General features: G+C 68.6%; 24 protein-coding genes and 1 tRNA gene. 9 read left to right on the forward strand and 16 right to left on the reverse strand.

Annotated elements, in window-relative coordinates; all coding sequences use genetic code 11:
* From ACXAID_RS20295 to ACXAID_RS20305, 3 genes are all read left to right on the forward strand, one after another.
* The coding region (locus tag ACXAID_RS20295) for a beta-1,3-glucanase family protein (protein ID WP_475024006.1) at nucleotides 1-1675 on the forward strand (1675 nt) is incomplete at its 5' end.
* A 182-nt stretch (nucleotides 1676-1857) separates the two neighbouring features.
* Nucleotides 1858-2139, forward strand: a complete 282-nt coding sequence (locus tag ACXAID_RS20300) for an MBL fold metallo-hydrolase (RefSeq protein WP_475024007.1) — start codon at nucleotides 1858-1860, stop codon at nucleotides 2137-2139.
* Between the two features lie 334 nt (nucleotides 2140-2473).
* Nucleotides 2474-2797 carry a hypothetical protein gene (locus ACXAID_RS20305; protein ID WP_475024008.1) on the forward strand — a complete coding sequence of 108 codons (324 nt, stop codon included), beginning with the start codon at nucleotides 2474-2476 and terminating at the stop codon, nucleotides 2795-2797.
* Nucleotides 2798-2871: 74 nt separating this feature from the next.
* Here the strand turns inward: ACXAID_RS20305 and ACXAID_RS20310 are convergent, their stop codons facing one another.
* From ACXAID_RS20310 to ACXAID_RS20355, 10 genes are all read right to left on the reverse strand, one after another.
* Complete coding sequence (locus tag ACXAID_RS20310; protein WP_475024009.1) at nucleotides 2872-3498, reverse strand: exonuclease domain-containing protein; 627 nt, start codon at nucleotides 3496-3498, stop codon at nucleotides 2872-2874.
* 199 nt (nucleotides 3499-3697) lie between these two features.
* The gene (locus ACXAID_RS20315) at nucleotides 3698-4576 is read right to left on the reverse strand and encodes an alpha/beta fold hydrolase (protein WP_475024010.1); all 879 of its coding nucleotides are present in this window, start codon (nucleotides 4574-4576) and stop codon (nucleotides 3698-3700) included.
* Between the two features lie 174 nt (nucleotides 4577-4750).
* A tRNA-Leu gene (locus tag ACXAID_RS20320) sits at nucleotides 4751-4824 on the reverse strand.
* 122 nt (nucleotides 4825-4946) lie between these two features.
* Nucleotides 4947-5288, reverse strand: coding sequence for a contact-dependent growth inhibition system immunity protein (locus ACXAID_RS20325; RefSeq protein WP_475024011.1), 342 nt, complete (start codon nucleotides 5286-5288; stop codon nucleotides 4947-4949).
* Nucleotides 5285-7273, reverse strand: a complete 1989-nt coding sequence (locus tag ACXAID_RS20330; protein WP_475024012.1) for an RNase A-like domain-containing protein — start codon at nucleotides 7271-7273, stop codon at nucleotides 5285-5287. The genes ACXAID_RS20325 and ACXAID_RS20330 overlap by 4 nt, the downstream gene beginning before the upstream one ends.
* A gap of 4 nt (nucleotides 7274-7277) precedes the next feature.
* Nucleotides 7278-7544, reverse strand: a complete 267-nt coding sequence (locus tag ACXAID_RS20335; RefSeq protein ID WP_475024013.1) for a hypothetical protein — start codon at nucleotides 7542-7544, stop codon at nucleotides 7278-7280.
* Nucleotides 7545-7675: 131 nt separating this feature from the next.
* Complete coding sequence (locus tag ACXAID_RS20340; RefSeq protein WP_475024014.1) at nucleotides 7676-8164, reverse strand: DoxX family protein; 489 nt, start codon at nucleotides 8162-8164, stop codon at nucleotides 7676-7678.
* Nucleotides 8165-8168: 4 nt separating this feature from the next.
* Nucleotides 8169-8480 carry a protein UsfY gene (gene usfY, locus ACXAID_RS20345; protein WP_475024015.1) on the reverse strand — a complete coding sequence of 104 codons (312 nt, stop codon included), beginning with the start codon at nucleotides 8478-8480 and terminating at the stop codon, nucleotides 8169-8171.
* A gap of 209 nt (nucleotides 8481-8689) precedes the next feature.
* The gene (locus ACXAID_RS20350; RefSeq protein ID WP_475024016.1) at nucleotides 8690-8992 is read right to left on the reverse strand and encodes a hypothetical protein; all 303 of its coding nucleotides are present in this window, start codon (nucleotides 8990-8992) and stop codon (nucleotides 8690-8692) included.
* Nucleotides 8993-9113: 121 nt separating this feature from the next.
* Nucleotides 9114-10295 (reverse strand): zinc-dependent alcohol dehydrogenase, encoded by a 1182-nt coding sequence (locus ACXAID_RS20355; protein ID WP_475024017.1) that lies wholly within the window; start codon nucleotides 10293-10295, stop codon nucleotides 9114-9116.
* A 97-nt stretch (nucleotides 10296-10392) separates the two neighbouring features.
* On the opposite strand from ACXAID_RS20355, the gene ACXAID_RS20360 reads away from it, so the two are divergent.
* Nucleotides 10393-10893 carry a flavin reductase family protein gene (locus ACXAID_RS20360; RefSeq protein ID WP_475024018.1) on the forward strand — a complete coding sequence of 167 codons (501 nt, stop codon included), beginning with the start codon at nucleotides 10393-10395 and terminating at the stop codon, nucleotides 10891-10893.
* Nucleotides 10890-11612 (forward strand): pyrimidine reductase family protein, encoded by a 723-nt coding sequence (locus tag ACXAID_RS20365; protein WP_475024019.1) that lies wholly within the window; start codon nucleotides 10890-10892, stop codon nucleotides 11610-11612. The genes ACXAID_RS20360 and ACXAID_RS20365 overlap by 4 nt, the downstream gene beginning before the upstream one ends.
* A 1-nt stretch (nucleotide 11613) precedes the next feature.
* On the opposite strand, the gene ACXAID_RS20370 is transcribed toward ACXAID_RS20365, so the two are convergent.
* Together ACXAID_RS20370 and ACXAID_RS20375 are read right to left on the reverse strand one after the other, a co-directional pair.
* Nucleotides 11614-11958, reverse strand: coding sequence for a hypothetical protein (locus tag ACXAID_RS20370; RefSeq protein ID WP_475024020.1), 345 nt, complete (start codon nucleotides 11956-11958; stop codon nucleotides 11614-11616).
* A gap of 143 nt (nucleotides 11959-12101) precedes the next feature.
* A complete protein-coding gene (locus ACXAID_RS20375; RefSeq protein ID WP_475024021.1) occupies nucleotides 12102-12611 on the reverse strand; it encodes a DUF6328 family protein in 510 nt (169 codons plus the stop codon).
* 108 nt (nucleotides 12612-12719) lie between these two features.
* Here ACXAID_RS20375 and ACXAID_RS20380 point away from each other — a divergent pair, with 108 nt between their 5' ends.
* Nucleotides 12720-12989, forward strand: a complete 270-nt coding sequence (locus ACXAID_RS20380) for a DUF4235 domain-containing protein (protein WP_475024022.1) — start codon at nucleotides 12720-12722, stop codon at nucleotides 12987-12989.
* Between the two features lie 78 nt (nucleotides 12990-13067).
* A complete protein-coding gene (locus tag ACXAID_RS20385; protein WP_475024023.1) occupies nucleotides 13068-13319 on the forward strand; it encodes a hypothetical protein in 252 nt (83 codons plus the stop codon).
* A gap of 2 nt (nucleotides 13320-13321) precedes the next feature.
* Here the strand turns inward: ACXAID_RS20385 and ACXAID_RS20390 are convergent, their stop codons facing one another.
* Complete coding sequence (locus tag ACXAID_RS20390; protein ID WP_475024024.1) at nucleotides 13322-14188, reverse strand: alpha/beta fold hydrolase; 867 nt, start codon at nucleotides 14186-14188, stop codon at nucleotides 13322-13324.
* Between the two features lie 36 nt (nucleotides 14189-14224).
* Between ACXAID_RS20390 and ACXAID_RS20395 the strand changes: the two genes are divergently transcribed.
* Complete coding sequence (locus ACXAID_RS20395; RefSeq protein WP_475024025.1) at nucleotides 14225-16132, forward strand: propionyl-CoA synthetase; 1908 nt, start codon at nucleotides 14225-14227, stop codon at nucleotides 16130-16132.
* An 84-nt stretch (nucleotides 16133-16216) separates the two neighbouring features.
* On the forward strand, nucleotides 16217-16690 hold the full coding sequence (locus ACXAID_RS20400; RefSeq protein ID WP_475024026.1) for a DUF4383 domain-containing protein: 474 nt from the start codon (nucleotides 16217-16219) through the stop codon (nucleotides 16688-16690).
* A 125-nt stretch (nucleotides 16691-16815) separates the two neighbouring features.
* On the opposite strand, the gene ACXAID_RS20405 is transcribed toward ACXAID_RS20400, so the two are convergent.
* The 3 genes from ACXAID_RS20405 to ACXAID_RS20415 all read right to left on the reverse strand — a co-directional run.
* Entirely contained in the window at nucleotides 16816-17769 is a 954-nt protein-coding gene (locus ACXAID_RS20405; RefSeq protein WP_475024027.1) for a Ppx/GppA phosphatase family protein, read from the reverse strand.
* Entirely contained in the window at nucleotides 17760-18251 is a 492-nt protein-coding gene (locus tag ACXAID_RS20410; RefSeq protein ID WP_475024028.1) for a DUF501 domain-containing protein, read from the reverse strand. The genes ACXAID_RS20405 and ACXAID_RS20410 overlap by 10 nt, the downstream gene beginning before the upstream one ends.
* Nucleotides 18244-18908 (reverse strand): FtsB family cell division protein (locus tag ACXAID_RS20415; RefSeq protein ID WP_475024029.1); only part of this gene is annotated, 665 nt, incomplete at its 5' end. The genes ACXAID_RS20410 and ACXAID_RS20415, both read right to left, overlap by 8 nt.

The raw sequence follows: 18908 nt of genomic DNA on the forward strand, positions 1-18908 counted from the left end.
TGCCCAGACTGTCGCGGTGGCTGCGGGCGGTCCGGCGCCGGCGGCCGCCGCGAGTCCGCCCGCCGGCTCGGTGCTCACGTCCATCGAGTCGATGCTCACGGCGGCCCGGAACTGGTTCGAACGCACCTTCTTCGCCGCGACGCCGGTCTACTCACCGCAGACGGTCTCGGTGACGGCCGAACCGGTCAGCGCCAGTGACCCGTTCGCGTTGACCGCGGTGGACGCCGACGGCCGCGCGCTGAGCTACACCGTGCGCGGATCGGCCGAGGGAACCGGAACGGCCGCGGGCGTCCTGACGATTTCCGGCGATACGGCCACCTACACACCGCCGGCGGCCTGGGACGGCGTGACGGCCTACACCGACACGTTCTCGGTCACGGCGTCGGACGCGCGCGACGGCTTCCACATCCACGGATTGTCGGGCCTGCTCAACGCCCTGACCTTCGGGCTGCTGGGCCGCGCCGGGCACACCGCCACCACCACGCTGACCGTCGAGGTGCGCGCGGCGTCCACGCCGCCCGGACCGGATCCGGACCCGCCGACGCCGCCGGACGGGCCGGGTGTGCCGGGATCGTTCCCGGTGTCGTTCGTCAACGACAGCGACTACGCCGACGACCAGGTGCACCTGTTCGTCATCGGTCAGGTCACCCCGGGCCAGTGGTCCTGGGTCGATCGGGACGGGGTGGCGCACCACATCGACCACGCGGCCGCCGATGCGCCCGGCCACCTGGAGAAGGACGGCGTCAACTACGCCGACATGACGTTCACCCTCGCCGAAGCCGACGGCCTGCGGATCCCGCCGGAGCTGCTGGGTGGCCGGATCTACGTGTCCCTGGACGCACCGCTCTACATCGGCATCGCCGCCGACAACTCGGGCTGGGCCTCCCCCGACGGAGCCAACCCCGCCGACCCCAACTACGACACGGTCTACGACTGGTACGAGCTGAGCTACCAGAACGGCTCGGTTCCGTTCGGCGGCAACACCACCCAGGTCGACCAGTTCGGTTTCCCGTTCACCTTCACCGTGTCGCAGGACGCCTTCTCGGCAACCCGGGGTATCGCGTTGAGCCGCGCCGAGGTCTTCACCGAGTTCGAGGACACCGTCCCCGACGCGTTCCAGGCCCTGATCATCAGAGACGAGAACGGAGAACCGGTCCGGATCCTGGCTCCGCGCTCACACCAGCCCGGCGACCTGGCCACCTGGTTCGACGAGCCGGTCGACGAGTTCTGGAACACCTACCGGAGCGAGGAGTTCCGCTATGACGGACCGGGGTACACGGTCACCGGCCACGTCGGAGCCGACGACCGCTTCGCCTACACCGTGACCGCCGCCGACGGCAGCGCCTCGTCGCACACCATGACCAAACCGACCACCGGGGAGGTCTTCCGCGCCGACGGCCCGTTCGTCGGCACCGGCCTGCAGGGTGCGTTCCTGGCCGAACTCGACGCCGCGTTCAACCGCGGGGTGGCCGCCTCGCCGGGGAGCTGGAACGACGTGTCGGCCTACTACCCGGCCGGCGGACGCTGGAACGACTGGGCGCATTTCTTCCACGCCAACAGCGTCGACGGGTTCGCCTACGGCTTCCCCTATGACGACGTCAACAGCCAGAGTTCGGTGGTGATTCTGGGCAACGCCGAACCGTTGAGCGACCTGAGGCTGACGCTGAGGTCCTAACCCGTCAGCGACACACTGATGCGCGCCGGCTGCGGCACCGTAGTGGCCGCCGCCGGTGCTGCTGGACTTGGGAACGTCCGTTGTGGGATGAGGTCGGCCGACCTGCCCTGGGAGTCGGCCCCGGTCGACGTTGACCGGGAGGTGACCGGAGGTGAAACGCTGCCCTTCGCCGGGGCGCGACGGTGGTGGCCGCCCCCGGGCACACCGCCGGCAGCATCGCCGTGCATCTGCCGCAGTACGGGATCCTGTTCACCGGCGACACGATCGCCAGCGTGGGCGCGGTCATGCTCGGGGTGTTCAACCAGGACCGTGACCAGACGATCGGGTCGTTTCGCCGGCTGGCCACACGGTGTGCTTCGGGCACGGCGAGCCGGTCCTCTCCGGCGCCGCAGCGCAGCTCGCGCACGCTGCCGCGCGGCTGTGAGCGGTTCGGGATCGGTGTAGGTGCGCTCGCCGGTCGCTGAGATGCGCAAGACCACTGGCTTCCCACAACCCAACGGCGGCAACGGAATCTTATCCCCGGTCTACATCGCCGACTTCGTCGACGGCGTGGTGCTGGGTGGTGACCGACGACACCGCGGCCGGGCACGTGTTCATCATCAGCGACGGGTGGCTACCACCCGCCGGTGTCTATCGACGAAGGCATGGCGAGGGTCGGACAGTGGCTGCGGGCTGGGGGATGATCCGAGGGCGCAACGGAGCTGAGCCGCAGGGAGTCGTTAGCGCACGTCGAATTACAGCGATGTTGTTTAGCCCGGTCCTGGTGTGGGAATCACCGCTACCGGAGGCGATGGCAACATGACACTCAACGAAGCCCGTATCAGCAGGCGACGCCGCCATACCGTGGTCTACGCGGTCGCAACATCGGTGGCGTTCGCATCAGGCACATTCGCTCTGGTGGCGATGCTCATGGGGTCACCGCGGACATTCGGTTTCGCGCTGGCGCTGTCAGGCGCCGGCTGGATCGTCACCCATTTCGTCGAGCACCTGGCCGAGCGCGACCGCGTCGTGCAACGCAGAAGAGCGCAGACCTGGCCGGTTCGCGGATATGTGCGCCACGGCATGCCGGTGCGACCGCGTCGGCGTCCGGCCCCGGGCCGACGCACAGTCTTGGCGGCCTGACCGCCTCCATGGCACGTCGGGCTTCGGCGCGACAGGGGCCGCTGAGTGCTGTCACCGGCCGCAGCCGCATTCTGCTAGTTGGCGACGTCGTAACGGCAACCCGCATGCAGTCCCGCGGCGGCAGAGCCCCACGACGCCGGCATCGCTGCCAACTCGTCTTCGGCAGCCATGCAGCGATCGAAAACCGCTTCGGCGTAGGCAACGTCACCCAGGGCGGTGTGGCGCGGATAGTTGCCCGGGTCGACACCAAGCATCCGGGCGATCTGGTCGATGCGGGCCGGGAACTCCACCGGCCGCCCTTGGGCTGCCAGCCGTCCAGCTCCGAGGGCGCAGACGTCGACCACGGTGTACAGCCACGGTGGCACGGGCATGCGGCAACGCCCGAACAGATCGGCCACCCGCACGCTGTCGAAAGTCGGGGTGGCACCGACCACGACCGCGTTGCGGTCGATGAACTCGCAGAGCCGCCGGGCGGCCGTGTGTTGGGACACGAAAGCGGCTGGGTCGACGGGGCAACGGGCGGTGTAGTCACTGCGGAACGGTTCGGGCAGCAAGGTCGTCTTCGCCGGGTCGTGCTCGACGAACATGTGCAGGTCGGAGTGAGAACCACCCGCGTGCCGCCGGATCGCGCCGACCTCCCAGATATCCGCGTTCAGCCCCAGACCGGTGCATTCAGTATCGAGGAAGACCAGTTCCTTCATCTCGCCACATCCCTTCGGTCTCTAGAGGAGACCAGCGATTACGTAGTGGCAGTTACCACCGTCGCGCACCCGGAGGGTCGAGTCTGTCCGACAAACAGGCGATTCCGTGGTGGATGCGGCGGTCCCCCGGTCGGTGGACCTGCGGCGGGCCATCCGGCGTGGGACAGCCACACCCGACCGTCCACTGCGCCGCAACTCCTCAGCTCGCACCCAGCTCGGCTGCCGCGATCGCGAATATCTCGCGGCCCGAGCCGACGGCCACGAAATGCCCCGCGCCGTCCACCGGATGCCATACCGCGCCGGGCATCGCGTCGGCCACCGCCTTGTTGATGGGGTCGGGCACCAGCCGGTCGTCCAGCCCCTGCCAGATATGGACCGGCCGTCCTATCTGGCTGACGTCGAAAGCCCAGCGACGGTAGAGCAGTTCGGCGTCGACCACGAGACCGTCGGAGCCGTGGGCGAAGCACTCGGCGCAGGTTTCGCCGAAGCATTCCGCGACCTGCGGCCTGAGAAGAATCGCCTGGTCGTAGTCGTTGACGGAGCTGCGCACCTGTGCGACGAAGGCCGCAGGCCAATGTCTTGCGGCGAAACCGAGAGCCGCATACATGAGCCGAAAGCCAGGTCGGAAGCGCAGCGCGAGCAAGCCTCCCACCGCGTCGATCCTCGAAAGATACTGCGCCGCTGAGTTATCGCCGAAGGCTCCGTAACTGCCCGGGGCAATGCTACTGACGTGTTGCAGGCGGGCCGGGTCGATGTAGGCGGCCGCCGCAAGCGCCCACGGCCCGCCCTCCGACCAGCCCGTGACGCCGAACCGCTGACGTCCCAGTGCGTCGGCAACGGTGAGCAGGTCCTGCGCCCAGCCGGCATAGGAGCGACGCGTCTGGGGGCTCGACTGGCCCATTCCGGGGCGGTCGACGCAGACCAGACGCACACCGTTCTCGGCCGCAGCATCGGCCAGGAGGATCGCCTCGAGCCGGCTGCTCGGGCCGCCGTGGTTGTGCAGCACGAGTGGACCGTCGGGAACCCCGACCTCGAGATATGCCAGCCGTCGGCCGTCCGCCGTCGTCACCGCCTGCACCAGCTTCTTCGGCTCCTTCGCTGAACCACGCCGCAACTCGGACGGGTTCGTCACCCTCGGCCGAACCTACGTCGGAACACATTCGTTGTCGACGTCGGCGGCACCGCTCCGGTAATGGGGTTCGCGGCACAGGGCCGACGGGTGCGCACAACCACATCCACCAAGTGTTCACTGTGCCCCCAGTCGGACTCGAACCGACACTGGGCGGATTTTAAGTCCGCTGCCTCTGCCAATTGGGCTATGGGGGCTTCGCAGTTATGAGGGTATCTTTGTCGATCTCCGGGCCGACCTGCCTTCCTCAGTACCGTATTGATACCGCGGTGCTGCTGGCTGGCCGAGGTACATCAAATGAGAGCCGACGACGTTGCTCTCATTCCGTAGGTGGGGTGGCAACACCATCAACCGCACCGGCGTGCTCGCGCAGGCGTGCAGCGACCTGCCCGAGCCACTCCCTGTAGGTGAATTCCGGCAGTGGGTAATAGTTGGCCCCCAAGGTTCGTGTGACGAGTCGTCTCATATCTGTCTCGGCGCAAGCGGCACTCACTTCATCGATTTCTCGGCTCAGCGAACGGAGCAAATCCGCGGAAGGTTGTTCATCGCGAACATAACCGTCGACGATTCCTTGCCAATCATCGGCTTCCAGGTCCCAATCCTCGTGAAAGTACGCGCCGAAAAAGTGCGATAAGGAGCGTGAAACCGATTGTGCGCTCATCGATTAACCATCCCAGTCAATAGATACCACCCACCAGAACCATCCGCTTTGAGGACCATCTTGACGCTTGACCCCGGCACCACGGTATCGGACCCACGCACCAGCACCGATCCACCCTCAAATGGTGCGACCAATTCGAGCTTTCCCCTCGCTCCGTTAGCTATCCAATCATCGAACACACTCTTGTTCTGCTGTAGTGCAGCACTGAGCGCCGAGGACGCCTCGTCGACAGATGCGAACGTTGATACATTCCCGAGTCGAGGTGAATCGGCCAAACGCGCAGAGAGGTCATCGAACGTTCGCCCAACGTGACGCTCGATGAGGTGCCCACCATTGGCTTCACTGCTGTGCAGAATCGCGGTTGCGTCCTCCAGCGCAAACGTCGGTACGGCACCGACGTCAGCACCACCGCCGTGCAGCCCAGCCGCATCCGGCGTGTTGTCGACATGGGGAGCCGATGGCGCATCGGGGAGATGGTGTGCCCCCGCACTGCCGGCGTCCAGGGCGTCGTCGACGTGACGCCCGGCGTTGAACGCGTCAACAGTATGTTCAAGGCCCTCGGTGACGAACTTGCCGCCTGGAATGGGTGCTGACCCGGCCACGTCGAGCACCGCACCGACCCGGTCCTCGACTGAGGCGTCGTTCCAGTTTCGGAAGACGTCGATGTCGTGGGCGACATCGGGGATCAAACCAAAACTGCCTTCACTCAGGGCGCGGCTGCCTTCGGCGAATGCCGAAGGCTCCGCTGGAAAAGCCTGTACATCGGCATTCTCGGGAAGCGCCGGGATCGGTACGCGCCCCTGACCGACTTCACCGGCCGCCGCGTTGAGATTCTCCAGGACCTCGGTCTGACTCGTCACCTCGCCGCGCGCATCGAACAAGGCCTGTCCCAGGGCGTCGCGCTGGTCCCGGGTCGGGCCGGCGCCCGGACCAGCGACCGTGGACTGAGCCAGCGCATCGTCGAGCGCAGCTTGGGCCGACGTCACGCCCTCATGCGCAGCGTTCACCCTGGCCTGCTGATCACCGATCACTGATGGATCGGCACCAACGATGGGAGCTTCCAACGGATGTTGCGTGTACCGGCGATCCTCGCCCCTGCCGGTTCCGGCGTGCTGATTGAGGATGCGCTCCGATGCCGTGGGCGGTACTTCGACGGGCTTTCCTGCGACTTCCGTCAACGCCTCGTCCAGGCTGGACGGCTGTGGGCCTCCCGCAGGCTTGCCCTCCCCAAGGATCGCTTCCAACGGCGAGTCGGCTGCATCGGCGGCTTCAGAGTTTTCAGCGGTCCCCTCGGGCACGAGCATGTCCTGCCAGCTGCCCGTAGACTCCTTCGGCAGCGATCCCGCACCCCTATGCTCTGCCGACCCTTCTTCGGAGCCCTTGTCCTCAGTCTTGTTGTCTACGAGCCGAATCGCCGGACCAGTCTCATTGCCACCGCGATCGGCCTCGAACCGAATTCCTTCGAGTTCAGCGGCGGTCGCTCGAAGCTGCTGCCCGATCAGGGCATCGGTGGCGACGAGCTGCTCAGTGCGCCATCGGATGTATTCAGCGTGCTCGGCCGCAGCGGTTGCGCGGGCTGCAGCAGTCTCCATGTCGTAGGCACGGTTGTCGGTCACCGAGAGGTCGTCACCTACGGTGAAGTCGTCCTGTTCAGCTTCGGTGATTGCTTCGAGCACTCGACTGCGCGCGACCTGGATGTCTTCGGAGCCGCGCGCGGCGACATCGGCAGCAGCACGATGCACATCACCTTGCCGACGCACCACCGAAGTATCCGCGTTTGCTCGGTTCAGAGCGGCATCTTTGGCGTCACCTTCCCATGTGGTGCCGCCAGGAGACAGGATGTTCTGCCGGTGCTGCTCGAACGCCAACTCCAGTGCACCTGCCGCCGCCCGCCAGCGAGTAGCGGCCGCATCGAGGTCTGAGCTGTCCCAGGCCTCGACGTCCGGCCTGCTGGGTAGACCCATCGATGCGGCCGCAGGGCTCACACGGTCACCGCGATAGCGTCGGCACTGCCCCCGTCCGTCGCCTCATAGCGATCACCTGCCGCAGCGACATCACCGGCCTGACCGGCAATGCGACCTGAGACACGCATCCGCGCGGCGCCGCTTGCCGCTTCAACTGCAGCGATTCCGCACCACTCGGGCGGGCAATTGCCGCACCGTCAAAACCATCAACGAGCACATCAGCGGCGACAGCGGCGCTGTCGGCTGCAGCCGACGTCAACCCGCCGGCGTCCACATCCAAGTTCTTTCCCATGCCAACCCCCGTAACCAACGAGGCTACCCGCGACGGTTAATCCCCCGACGCGGAAAAACCAGGCATTCAATTCGGCTATGGGAGCTTCGCAGCTCAGACGGTACTTGAGGCGGCGTGAGCTTGGCCCGGACCTACCGCCGCGGCACCCCGGTCGACCACAGCGCCCAGGCGATCAGCACCGGCTGGAACAGCAGTCGCACGAACCGCTTGGTGTCGGTGTCCAGACCGAACCCGTCACGTTTGTTGACGTACTGGGCGATGTTGCCGGGGAACACGGCCACGAAGAAGGCCGCGAGCAGCCTGCCGACCAGCACACGGTCGCGGCGCAACAACGCCAGCCCGGCCCCGAGCATGATCTCGACGCCGCCGGAGGCCATCACCACGCCGTCCTCATCCATCGGCACCCACTTGGGCACCTGGGCGCGGAACGTCTCGCGCCCCCAGAACAGGTGGCTCAGGCCGGCGAAGACCATCGCGCCGGCCAGCGCGAGCCTGGCCACGGTGCGCGCCGGGGTGGTCGGCGGCGCGGGCAGCACCGGCAGCACCGGTTCGGCAGCGCCAGCAGCGCCCGGCGCTGCAGCGGTTCCGGTGGGCTGGGCCGGGTTGTCTGCTTGGGTCATGTCCTCAACTCGTCGGCGGCTCGTAGGGAACTTCGGGATGCTCTCGGTGCCAATCCTTCTGGCGTTCATGCACTCGGCGGTGGGTCACCACGATCCAGGCCAGCCCGGCGCCGCCGAGCAGCACAGCCACCACCACCGCGATGATGCCGGCGTCGGGTCGCCCGGTGGCGAAGGCCGCCAAGCCGAAGAACAGCGCCACGATGCCCACCCCGACAGCGGTCAGACCCGGGGCATTCACCCCGGCCTTCATCGTCTCGCCGGCGTGCTGGCGGGTGGTGCGGGCATGGTCGACGGGGTCTCGTGAGGTCTGGGGCATCCGAATTCCTCCTCGCTCGGTGTCCGTGTCGTTGTGGGCTTCGGCTACGTGCGCAGGGCCGGCCGTCGGTGCCACACCCGATACCGGTGCGGCGACCTCGACGGCGGCGACGCTTCGTGTGCGTGTGTCGCCGGAGCTGCCATGGCGGTGGCATACCCGGGCGCCGCGTCGCGAAACGGTGACGCCGCCGCGACAAGATGACCGAATGGTCAGGAAGTGCGCCTCTTGACGCGTTCGTCCGCTTCGAACGCCACCCGATCACCGGGCCCGTCGCCGAAGAAGCGATAGGTCCCGGCGTGGGCGTCGGCCATCAGCTGCACCTCGTGGACGGTCAGCCAGCGCTGCGCGGCCGGGTCGGCGATCACGTCGCCCTCTCGGATCGCGGCCGGCTCCACCAGTTCCGTGCTTTCGTTGTCCGCATCCATGTCCATGCCGTTTCCGTGTGGGTACCGGTCAAACACGTTGTTGTGGCCGTATGCGCGCCGCCGGGCGCCGAGCGCCTCAGTGCTCACGCGGCGTGTGGATCAACAGAGTCTTCGGTCTTTGATCGACGGGTTCGGCACACGCCTCACCTCCAATGAACCGCTGTTGTCTAGGCTTACCCGGCCCGGCGGCAGTGAAACCCCTTATTCGCTATGGCTGCAGAACGACTTTGACCGCGCCGTCCTGCTTTTTCTGGAAGATGTCGTAGGCGTGCGGCGCCTGGGCCAACGGCACCACGTGCGAGGCGAACGTGTCCACCCCCAGCGGGTCGTCATCGGTGAGCAGCGGCATGATGTCGTCCACCCACCGCTTGACGTTGGCTTGGCCCATCCGGACGGTGATCTGCTTGTCGAACAGCTTCATCAGCGGCATCGGATCGGCCATACCGCCGTACACACCGATCAACGACAACGTGCCGCCGCGGCGTACACAGTCGATCGCGCTGTACAGCGCGTCGAGCCGGTCGAGGCCCGCCACCTGCATCAACGGCTTGGCCACCGCGTCCGGCAGGAACGCGGTCGCGGTCTGCATTGCCTGGGCCACCCGCGAGCCGTGCGCCTCCATCCCGACGGCGTCGATCACCGAGTCGGCGCCCCGGCCATCGGTCATCGACCGCACCGCATCGCCCAACGACCCGTTGCACTGCTCGGCGTCCAGCGTCTGGATCCCGCGGGCCGCGACACGGGCGAGCCGCTCAGGCACCCGGTCGACCGCGATCACCCGGTAGCCCCGGTGGTGGGCGATCCGCGCCGCCATGTCCCCGATCGGCCCCAGACCGAGCACCGTCACCGATCCACCGTCGGGCACCTCGGCGTATTCGACGGCCTGCCAGGCCGTCGGCAACACATCGGACAGGTAGACGAAACGCGAATCCGGCGGCCCGTCGGGAACTTTGATGTGGGTGAACTGCGCCTGGGGCACCCGCAGATATTCGGCCTGCCCGCCGGGAACCGAGCCGTAGAGCTCGGAGTAGCCGAACAGCGCGGCGCCGCTGCCCTGGTCACGGACTTGGGTGGTCTCGCACTGCGTGTAGAGCTGCTGATCGCACATGAAGCAATGCCCGCACGAGATCTGGAACGGGATCACCACCCGGTCCCCGACCGCGAGCTCGGAGACCTCCGACCCGACTTCGCGGACCACCCCCATCGGCTCGTGACCGAGGATGTCGCCTTCGTTCATGAACGCCCCGAGCACCTCGTAGAGGTGCAGGTCCGAGCCGCAGATGTTGGTCGACGTCACCTCGATGACGGCGTCGGTGGGCTTCTCGATGATCGGATCTGCAACGGTGTCGACGCGCACGTCGCGCCGGCCATGCCAAGTGACTGCCTTCATGGGCAGCATCGATACCCGGCCCACGGGCGCTGAAACACCTGCCCGCCAAGGCCGGCGGCACGTTTGGAAACCCTACGCAGCGGCAACGCCGAATGCCATGGTGGAGGCCGAAGGCAGCGCCGCATTCGACGACTTGGCGTCGCTGCTCGACTATCCGATGTTCGTCGTGACCACCAGCGCCGACGGGCACCCGGCCGGCTGCCTGGTCGGGTTCGCCTCCCAGACCAGCATCCACCCGCCCCGCTTCCTGGCTGGGCTGTCCCGCAACAACCACACGTTCGGCGTCGCCCAGCACAGCGAGCACCTCGCCGTGCACGTGCTGCCCCGCACCGAACTGCCACTGGCGCAATTGTTCGGGGGCACCACCGGCGACTCGTGTGACAAGTTCGCGCGGTGCGGCTGGCACACCGGCCCGCAGGGGATGCCGATCCTCGACGCCGCCGCGGGCTGGTTCGTCGGAAAGGTGCTGCGCCGCTTCGACCTCGGCGACCACGTCGGCCATCTGCTCGAGCCGGTCGCCGGCAGCGCACCGGAGCAACTGGGTGAGCTGATCTCGTTCTCCGACGTCCGCGACCTCGCCCCCGGACACGACGCGTGACCCGGCTGCTCACCGTCGCCGCGGGTGCCGCGGTCGAGGACCACGGATACCGGCCCGCCCCGCTCGGGGTGCGCGCGAACATGATCTTCAGCGCCGACGGGGCCGCCGGGTTCGGCGGCCGCGCCGGTCCGCTGTCCTGCCCGCCCGACCAGCAGCTGCTGCTGGCGCTGCGCGCCTACGCCGACGTCGTACTCGTCGGTGCCGGCACCGCACGCGCCGAGAGCTACGGACCGGTCAGGCTGAGCCCCGAACACCGGCGCCAGCGCATCGAGTCGGGTTTCACCGAACTACCCCCGCCGATCGCGGTGGTGTCGCAGAGCGGGCGACTGCCCGAGACGATGCTCGGCGGAGCAACGCCGCCGATCCTGATCACCAGCACCCGCGGGCGGACGGGCAACCCGGCGGTGGCCGATCTTCCCTGCGAGGTGATGGTGTGCGGCGAGGACGACGTCAACGTCGCCGACGCTGTGGCCCAACTCCGCGCCCGCGGCCTGGGGCGGGTGCTGTGTGAGGGCGGGCCGACCCTGCTCGACGAACTCGTGGCCGCCGACCTCGTCGACGAACTGTGCGTGACGATGGCCCCGCTGCTGGCCGGATGCCAGCCACTCGGGCAGGCCGCCGCCCCGATGAACTCACCGACCCGGCTGCACCTGGACCAGACGCTGGTCAGCGACACCGGCTACATGTACCTGCGCTACCAGCGGCCGGGCCTGGAATAGCTCAGCCGCCCCCGAACATCGAGCCCGTCCAGTCCTGCCCCCACGGTCCTTGGCTGCCGTAGCCTGGGCCCATCATTCCCGGACCCCACGGGTTGCCGTTGTAGTAGCCCGGGCCCATCCCCGGCCCCCACAGCGGTTCGGGACCGCAGGCGGAGTTCCAGCCGCTCGGCCCCCAGCAGTGCGGGCCCACCGGCCCCTGGGCCGGCAGGTCGACACCGCGGGAGGTGGACAAGGTCGATTGTGGTTGCGCGACGAGGTCACCGTCGCCGGAGAATCCGGCGCCGACCGCGAAGAACCCCGCCAGCAGCAGGACGGCCAGCACCGTGGTCGTTGTGCGTGTAGTCACCATGACATCTCGCTCCTCAATGCCTGCGACCCCACTGAGATAGCGGACGCCACCACAATCACGGTGCGGCTCGCCCTGGCATCACCAGACTGCGCGTCCGTGCCGGTGGCGCACCAGAGTCGAAGGTCCTCTGGCGCACACGTCTAGGGCGCCGGCGGAGACTCGGAACGTCGCATGCCCAGCGGCAGCACCAGCCAGAAGCCGCTGAACACCACCACCGCGCCGATGCCGGCGAGCAGCGCCGGGACCATCCCCAGCACCGCGTAGAAGATCAGCACCGTCATCCCGGTCACCGCCAGCCCGAGCAGCAGCACCCCGGCGTAGGCGCACTTGTGCGACGCCGAGACCAGACTGCGCAACCGTTGCTGGCGAAACAACAGCCGGTGCATCGCCACCGGCGCGACGAGCAGCGCGGTCGAGAGCACCGCGGTGCACACGGTGACCAGATAGACGATCTGCATACCGCCGTCGAGGATGTCGAAACGCCCCTGGAACGGCAGCGTCAGCAGGAACCCGGTCAGCACCTGCACACCGGTCTGCACCACCCGCAGCTCCTGCAGCAAGCTGTTCCAATTGCGGTCCAGCCGTTCGGTTCCGGTCTCACGGCGACCGCGGTGGAGCTGGTCGTCGTCCTGCAGCCGGTCGGCGTCCATGGGGCCGATCCTTCCACGTCACGCACGGCGGGGACCAGGTTTGGCAACCCCGCCGCCGGGGTATGTGCCCGAGGCCCGACGGAGTCACCGAAGACGTGCGGAGACGGCATGAGCAAATTATCGAGATCCCTCTACATCCCGCTTTCCACCGCCGCGAGTATCGGCGGCGGCATCTTGGCCGGCAAGATCTTCAGCCTGGCCTGGGAGCGCATCGACGACTCCGAACCACCCGACCCGCAGGATCTGCAGCAACCGATATCCTCGGCACTGCTCGCCGCCGCCCTGCAGGGTGTGGTCTGGGGTGTCGTCCGGGCACTCGTGCAGCGCGCCGGCGCCCACAGCTACCAAGCGATCACTGCCGAACAACCGCCTACGTAGCCGATTCGTTGCCGGTCTCATAGCCGATACACAGGTTTCGCCGAGCAGTCTCTAAGCCGGACACAGCACCGTGGAGTCATGGCTAACACATCACCCAATCGGCAAGCCGCCGCCACCGGCTCCAAGGATCTGTGGTGTGGCTCCCTTCTCGCGCTGACCGGCAGCGTCGCGATCATGCTGGTGGCCACCCCGGGTGCGGTCAGCCCCGCGGTGTACTGGGCCGTGTCCTCGATCGCGCTGATCACCGCACTGACCGTGCTCGTCGCCGGCGAATGCGCCTGGGAGGACATGGTCGCCAACGCACGCGCCGCCGGCGTGGTCGCCCGCTAGCGCTAGCCGGCGCGGGTTTCGCCTGCCAACCGGACCAACTTGTCGCGCACCAGGTCCGGGCGCTCGTCGACGATGAAATGCCCGCCGTCGACCAACTCGAGGGTGTAGTCGTCGGCGCGGGCGGTCTCCGGATCGGCCAGCGCCGGCGCGATCGCGATGTCGTCGCGGCCGAACAGCACCCGGATCGGCACCGTCGCCTGCCGGCGCTCCGGGTGCCGGACCGCCCGCGGGATCTCCCGAAACAGAAACGTCCGATAGGTGTCGCGGGCGGCGCGCGCCACCACCGGATCGCGGAACCGCTCGGTGTAGACCCGCGCGGTCTGCGCGTCGATCTCCGAATACCGCCGGTAGGCACGGTCCAGGAAGCCGGTGCGCTGCTGCACCGGAACCCCGCCGATCGCGATCAGCGGCTGATACAGCAGGAACCGCCACGCATGCCGGGCGATCACCGCCGGCGGCACCCACGGATGCGCGATGTTCAGCGCCAGGTAGCCGTCGATGCGCTCGGGCTCCCGCAGCGTCAGCAGGTGCCCCAGGAAGCCGCCCCAGTCGTGGCCGACCAGCAGCAGCCGGTCCAGCCCCAGCGCGTCGATCAGCGCAACCAGGTCGCTGACCACCTCCTCCTTGGCCCACCGGTGCGGCGCCGGGCCCGACCACCCGTAGCCCGGCAGGTCGGGGGCGATGATCCGCAACCCGGGGGGCGGATCGGCCAGCAGATCCCGGTACACCCAGTGATGCTGCGGCCACCCGTGCAGCGCGAGCACCGGTCGGCCGTCCGGCGGACCCGCCTCGGTGACGTGGAACCGCACCCCACGGGCGTCGATGTGGCTGCGTCGCACTGCCCGAATGGACGGGGGTTGGCTGGTCATCCCCCGAGAGTATCGGCAACGCGCTACCGTGCCGATATGCCCGGGTACCGTGACCTCTTCGACGCCAGCACCAACGACCCCGCCGCCTTCTGGGCCGAGGCCGCCACCGCCGTCACCTGGACCAAGGCGCCCGAACGCATCCTCGACGACAGCCACCCGCCGTTCTACCGCTGGTTCCCCGACGCCGAACTCAACACCTGCGCCAACGCCCTGGACCGCCACGTCGCCGGCGGGCAGGAGCGAAGCGACTCGGGGATCAGCTGGGGCGGGCGCGCCGACCAGCCCGCACTGATCTACGACTCCGCGGTCACCGACACCAAGCGCGTCTACAGCTACGCCGACCTGCTCGAACAGACCGCCCGCTTCGCCGGCGTGCTGCGCGGCCTCGGCGTCGGCAAGGGCGACCGCGTCGTCATCTACATGCCGATGATCCCCGAGGCCGTGATCGCGATGCTGGCCTGCGCCCGTCTCGGCGCGGTCCACTCGGTGGTGTTCGGCGGCTTCGCCCCGCACGAGCTGGCGGTGCGCATCGACGACGTCCGGCCGACGGTGATCGTCTCGGCGTCGTGTGGCATCGAACCGTCCCGGGTCGTCGAGTACAAGCCGATGCTCGACGCCGCCGTCGCCATGGTCGACCACCCGCCGGCGCATTGCGTTGTGGTGCAACGTGATCGCCACCGCTGCGAGCTCATCGAGGGCCGCGACCTGGACTGGAACGAGGTGATGGCCGGCGCCGAACCCGCTGACGCGGTCCCGGTGGCGGCGACCGACCCGCTCTATGTGCTCTACACCTCGGGCACCACCGGCAAACCCAAGGGCATCGTGCGCGACAACGGCGGCCACGCCGTCGCACTGCTGTGGAGCATGCGCCACATCTACGACCTCGCCCCCGGCGAGGTGTTCTGGGCCGCCTCCGACGTGGGCTGGGTGGTCGGCCACTCCTACATCGTCTACGCACCGCTGCTGCTCGGCGCCACCACGGTGCTCTACGAGGGCAAACCGGTCGGCACACCCGACCCCGGGGCGTTCTGGCGGGTGGCCGCCGAGCACGGGGTCAAAGCGCTGTTCACCGCACCGACGGCGATCCGCGCGATCCGCAAGGAGGACCCCGAGGGCAAATACCTCGCCGACTACGACCTGTCCGGGCTGAAGTACCTGTTCCTGGCCGGGGAAAGGCTCGACCCCGACACCTACCACTGGGCGACCGACAAACTCGGCGTCCCGGTGATCGACCACTGGTGGCAGACCGAGACCGGCTGGGCCATCGCGGCCAATCCGATGGGCGTCGAAGCGCTGCCGATCAAGGCGGGCTCGCCCACGGTGCCGATGCCGGGCTACGACGTGCACATCCTGCACGACGACGGCTACCGCTGCGAGACCGGCGAGGAAGGCGCGATCTGCATCCGGCTGCCGTTGCCGCCGGGCACGCTGCCCACCCTGTGGAACGCCGAGGCCCGCTACGAGGCGTCCTACCTGTCCGAGCACCCCGGCTACTACCTGACCGGCGACGGCGGACGCTACGACGAGGACGGCTACCTGTTCGTGATGGGCCGCATCGACGACGTCATCAACGTCGCCGGCCACCGGATGTCCACCGGCGCCATCGAAGAGGTGCTCGCCATGCACCCGGCGGTCGCCGAGTGCGCCGTCATCGGGGTGCCCGACGAGATCAAGGGGCAGGCACCCCGCGGACTGGTGGTGGTCAAGGCCGGGGCGTCGACCGACGGCCTGGCCGACGAGCTGGTGCGGATGGTGCGCGACGAGATCGGCGCGGTGGCGGCGTTCCGGTTGGTCGACATCGTTCCGGCGCTGCCCAAGACCCGCTCGGGAAAGATCCTGCGCAAGACGCTGCGCGGGATCGCGGCCGGCCGCGACGAACCGGTGCCCTCGACGATCGAGGATCCCGCCGTGCTCGACGCGCTGGCCCCGATCCTGCGGCCCTGACATCCGGCGGGTTAACCGCGCCGCAAACCTGGGTACCTCCTTCAACAGACACGTCAATACGGTCGGCGTGGAGGGAGGCGGGCCATGTCGTCGGGTCCCAAATACATGGCGGTGCAGGGCGCGGCGCTGATCATGGCCGCGCTGCTGGCCGCACTCGGGCTGCTCGGATTCATTCCCGGAGTGACGGCGAACCTCGGTGAGTTGGCCTGGGCCGGGCAGCATTCCGGTGCCGCACTGTTCGGCGTCTTCATGGTCTCCGCGCTGGTGAACATCGTTCACCTGACGGTCGCCGCCGCCGGCTTCGCGATGGCCCGTTCCTATTCCGGCGCTCGGGCCTATCTGGCGCTCGGCGGGATGCTCTACCTGGGGCTGTGGATGTACGGGCTGCTGATCGAGCGGGGCAGCACCGCCCACGTCGTCCCGCTCAACAACGCCGACAACTGGCTGCACCTGTGCCTGGGCGGGGTCATGGTGCTGCTGGCGGTGACGCTGGGCGGCCAGCACGACCCGACCAAGCAGCGGGCGGGAGCCCATCGCCACCTGGGTGCGGCGGCCTGAGGGTCGCTCCAGCCCGGCACCGGCCCGTGAGCGTACGGGTTCTGATGGGAATCGCGCGATCCCCGTCAGAAAGCGGACGCCCGCGGTGACGTGGGGACGCCGTGCGGCAGCACCGCCCCAGTCCGCTACGCGATCGACAGCGCGATGCCGTCCAGGATGTCGTGCTCGCTGACCACCAACTCGTCGATCCCGGCACGCTCGGTCAGGGCGGCCGCCAGTTCCTGCACCACGATCGCTCCCCCGCCGATCACATCCACCCGGCCCTCGTGCATCGGCCCCAGCGCGGCGCGCTGCTGACGGGTCATCGCGACCAGATCCGCGCACACCTGAAGCAGGTCGTCGAACCCCACCCGGGCCAGATGGATCGCCTCGGAGTCGTAGGTCGTCATCTTCAGCGCCAGCGCGGCCAGCGTCGTCATGGTGCCGGCCACCCCGACCCAGGTGCGCGCACCCTCGACCGGCACCGCCCGCAGCGCCTCATCCAGCGCAGAACGCACCACCGCACGCGCCGAGGCGACCTCCTCCTCGGTGGGCGGATCGGAATGCAGGCACCGCTCGGTGAGCCGCACACAGCCGATGTCGGCCGAGTAGCCGGCCACCACGTCCCGCGAGTCCGCCGAGCCCAGCACCACCTCGGTGGAACCCCCGCCCAGATCGACGACCACGAAAGGCGCTTCGGCCGAATCCAATTCACCGACCGCGCCGCGGAACGACAGCTCGGCCTCCTCGGCGCCGGTGATCACCTCGGCCACCGACCCGGGAACCACCGCGCCGAGCACATCGGCGGTCATCGCGAAGAACGCGTCCCGGTTCGACGCGTCACGCGCGGCCGACGTCGCCACCATCCGCACCGCCGCCACGTCGTGGCGACGCATCAACTCGGCGTAGTCGACCAACGCCACCTGGGTGCGCACCAGCGCGTCGGCGGCGAACTGGCCGGTGGCGTCGACGCCCTGCCCGAGGCGCACTATGCGCATCTCACGATGCACGTCGCAGACCACCCCGTCGGCGACGTCGGCGATGAGCAGCCGGATCGAGTTGGTCCCGCAATCGACGGCGGCCACACGTGTCACGTCCACACCTCTCGGTCCAGAATTCCGGCCATCCCCGGCTCCACGGCCAGCACCGCCAGCGCCTCGTCCCCGAACGGGTTCACCCCCGGTCCTTTCGCCAGCGAATGGGCAATCACCACATGCAAACACTTGACCCGCTCCGGCATGCCCCCGCCGGAGAAGGTGGTACCCAGCGACTCGATCGCATCACGCTCGGCGAGATAGGACTCGTGGGCTCGACGATAGGCTGCGGCCAGGTCCGGGTCGGCGGCCAGCCGCTCGGTCATCTCCCGCATCATCCCCGAGGACTCCAACCGGCTCGCCGCGGCCGTCAGCGCTGGATGGGTCAGGTAGTACAACGTCGGAAACGGTGTTCCGTCAGGCAATCTCGGCGCGGTCTTCACCACGGCGGGTTCACCGTTGGGGCAGCGGTAGGCGATCTCGAGCACACCGCGGGGCTCCCGGCCCAGCTGCCCCGCGACGGCGTCGAGATCGGCGGGCTCAACCACCGGGCGGTGGCGCGCCGGGCGCGACGGGTTCGGGCCCGGCAGGAACCGGTTCAGGTGCCCCGGGCGCACCGGGCGGGGTCGACGGCGTCGACGGCAGACCGTGCGGCGCATCGGCGATGGTGTGCCACAACGCCGTGTACCACGGGTCACCGCTGTTGACCTCGGCCGCCAGCTCCTGCGGTGTGCCCGGCGCCGCGGCACCGGGCGGCAACTGCACCTGATACGGAGTCTCCCCGGGCATCACGAACCCCAGCCGCTCGCGGGCCTGGGCGGCGATGAACACCGGATCGGCGAGCTTGTCCTTCTGCTGTTCCAGATCGGCGATCTGCTCGCGCAGCTGCGCCTCGGTGGCCTGCAACTGGCGCATCTCGGTGCGCTGGGCGAAGTAGGTCCGAACCGGCCCGGCGATGGTCAGCGTCAGCACACAGATCACCGCCGCCAGAATCGCCGCGCGCCGGGCCGCCGAACCGAACCGCTGCTCGGCCGCCTGCTCCGCCGATGCCGCGATGACCTCGCGGATCGACCCGGCAGACTGCGTGGCGACCTGGCCGCCGCGCTCCGACCGCCCGGCGACCTCGGCGCCATCGGCATCCTCGGCCGCCTCATCGGCATTCTTGCCCTGCCGCGGCGCGGTGTCCTTGGACGCGCTCGACGCGG

It is taken from the genome of Mycobacterium sp. ABE4_509 (genome assembly GCF_056160785.1).

What these genes read in the sequence shown, in the direction of transcription:
- ACXAID_RS20375 (WP_475024021.1), bottom strand. Translation starts at nt 12,611, where the DNA reads ATGGACGCCGACCGGCTGCAGGACGACGACCAGCTCCACCGCGGTCGC.
- ACXAID_RS20325 (WP_475024011.1), bottom strand. Translation starts at nt 5,288, where the DNA reads ATGAGCGCACAATCGGTTTCACGCTCCTTATCGCACTTTTTCGGCGCG.
- ACXAID_RS20310 (WP_475024009.1), bottom strand. Translation starts at nt 3,498, where the DNA reads ATGAAGGAACTGGTCTTCCTCGATACTGAATGCACCGGTCTGGGGCTG.
- ACXAID_RS20390 (WP_475024024.1), bottom strand. Translation starts at nt 14,188, where the DNA reads ATGACCAGCCAACCCCCGTCCATTCGGGCAGTGCGACGCAGCCACATC.
- ACXAID_RS20355 (WP_475024017.1), bottom strand. Translation starts at nt 10,295, where the DNA reads ATGAAGGCAGTCACTTGGCATGGCCGGCGCGACGTGCGCGTCGACACC.
- ACXAID_RS20360 (WP_475024018.1), top strand. Translation starts at nt 10,393, where the DNA reads ATGGTGGAGGCCGAAGGCAGCGCCGCATTCGACGACTTGGCGTCGCTG.
- ACXAID_RS20305 (WP_475024008.1), top strand. Translation starts at nt 2,474, where the DNA reads ATGACACTCAACGAAGCCCGTATCAGCAGGCGACGCCGCCATACCGTG.
- ACXAID_RS20395 (WP_475024025.1), top strand. Translation starts at nt 14,225, where the DNA reads ATGCCCGGGTACCGTGACCTCTTCGACGCCAGCACCAACGACCCCGCC.
- ACXAID_RS20400 (WP_475024026.1), top strand. Translation starts at nt 16,217, where the DNA reads ATGTCGTCGGGTCCCAAATACATGGCGGTGCAGGGCGCGGCGCTGATC.
- usfY (WP_475024015.1), bottom strand. Translation starts at nt 8,480, where the DNA reads ATGCCCCAGACCTCACGAGACCCCGTCGACCATGCCCGCACCACCCGC.
- ACXAID_RS20335 (WP_475024013.1), bottom strand. Translation starts at nt 7,544, where the DNA reads ATGGGAAAGAACTTGGATGTGGACGCCGGCGGGTTGACGTCGGCTGCA.
- ACXAID_RS20385 (WP_475024023.1), top strand. Translation starts at nt 13,068, where the DNA reads ATGGCTAACACATCACCCAATCGGCAAGCCGCCGCCACCGGCTCCAAG.
- ACXAID_RS20340 (WP_475024014.1), bottom strand. Translation starts at nt 8,164, where the DNA reads ATGACCCAAGCAGACAACCCGGCCCAGCCCACCGGAACCGCTGCAGCG.
- ACXAID_RS20380 (WP_475024022.1), top strand. Translation starts at nt 12,720, where the DNA reads ATGAGCAAATTATCGAGATCCCTCTACATCCCGCTTTCCACCGCCGCG.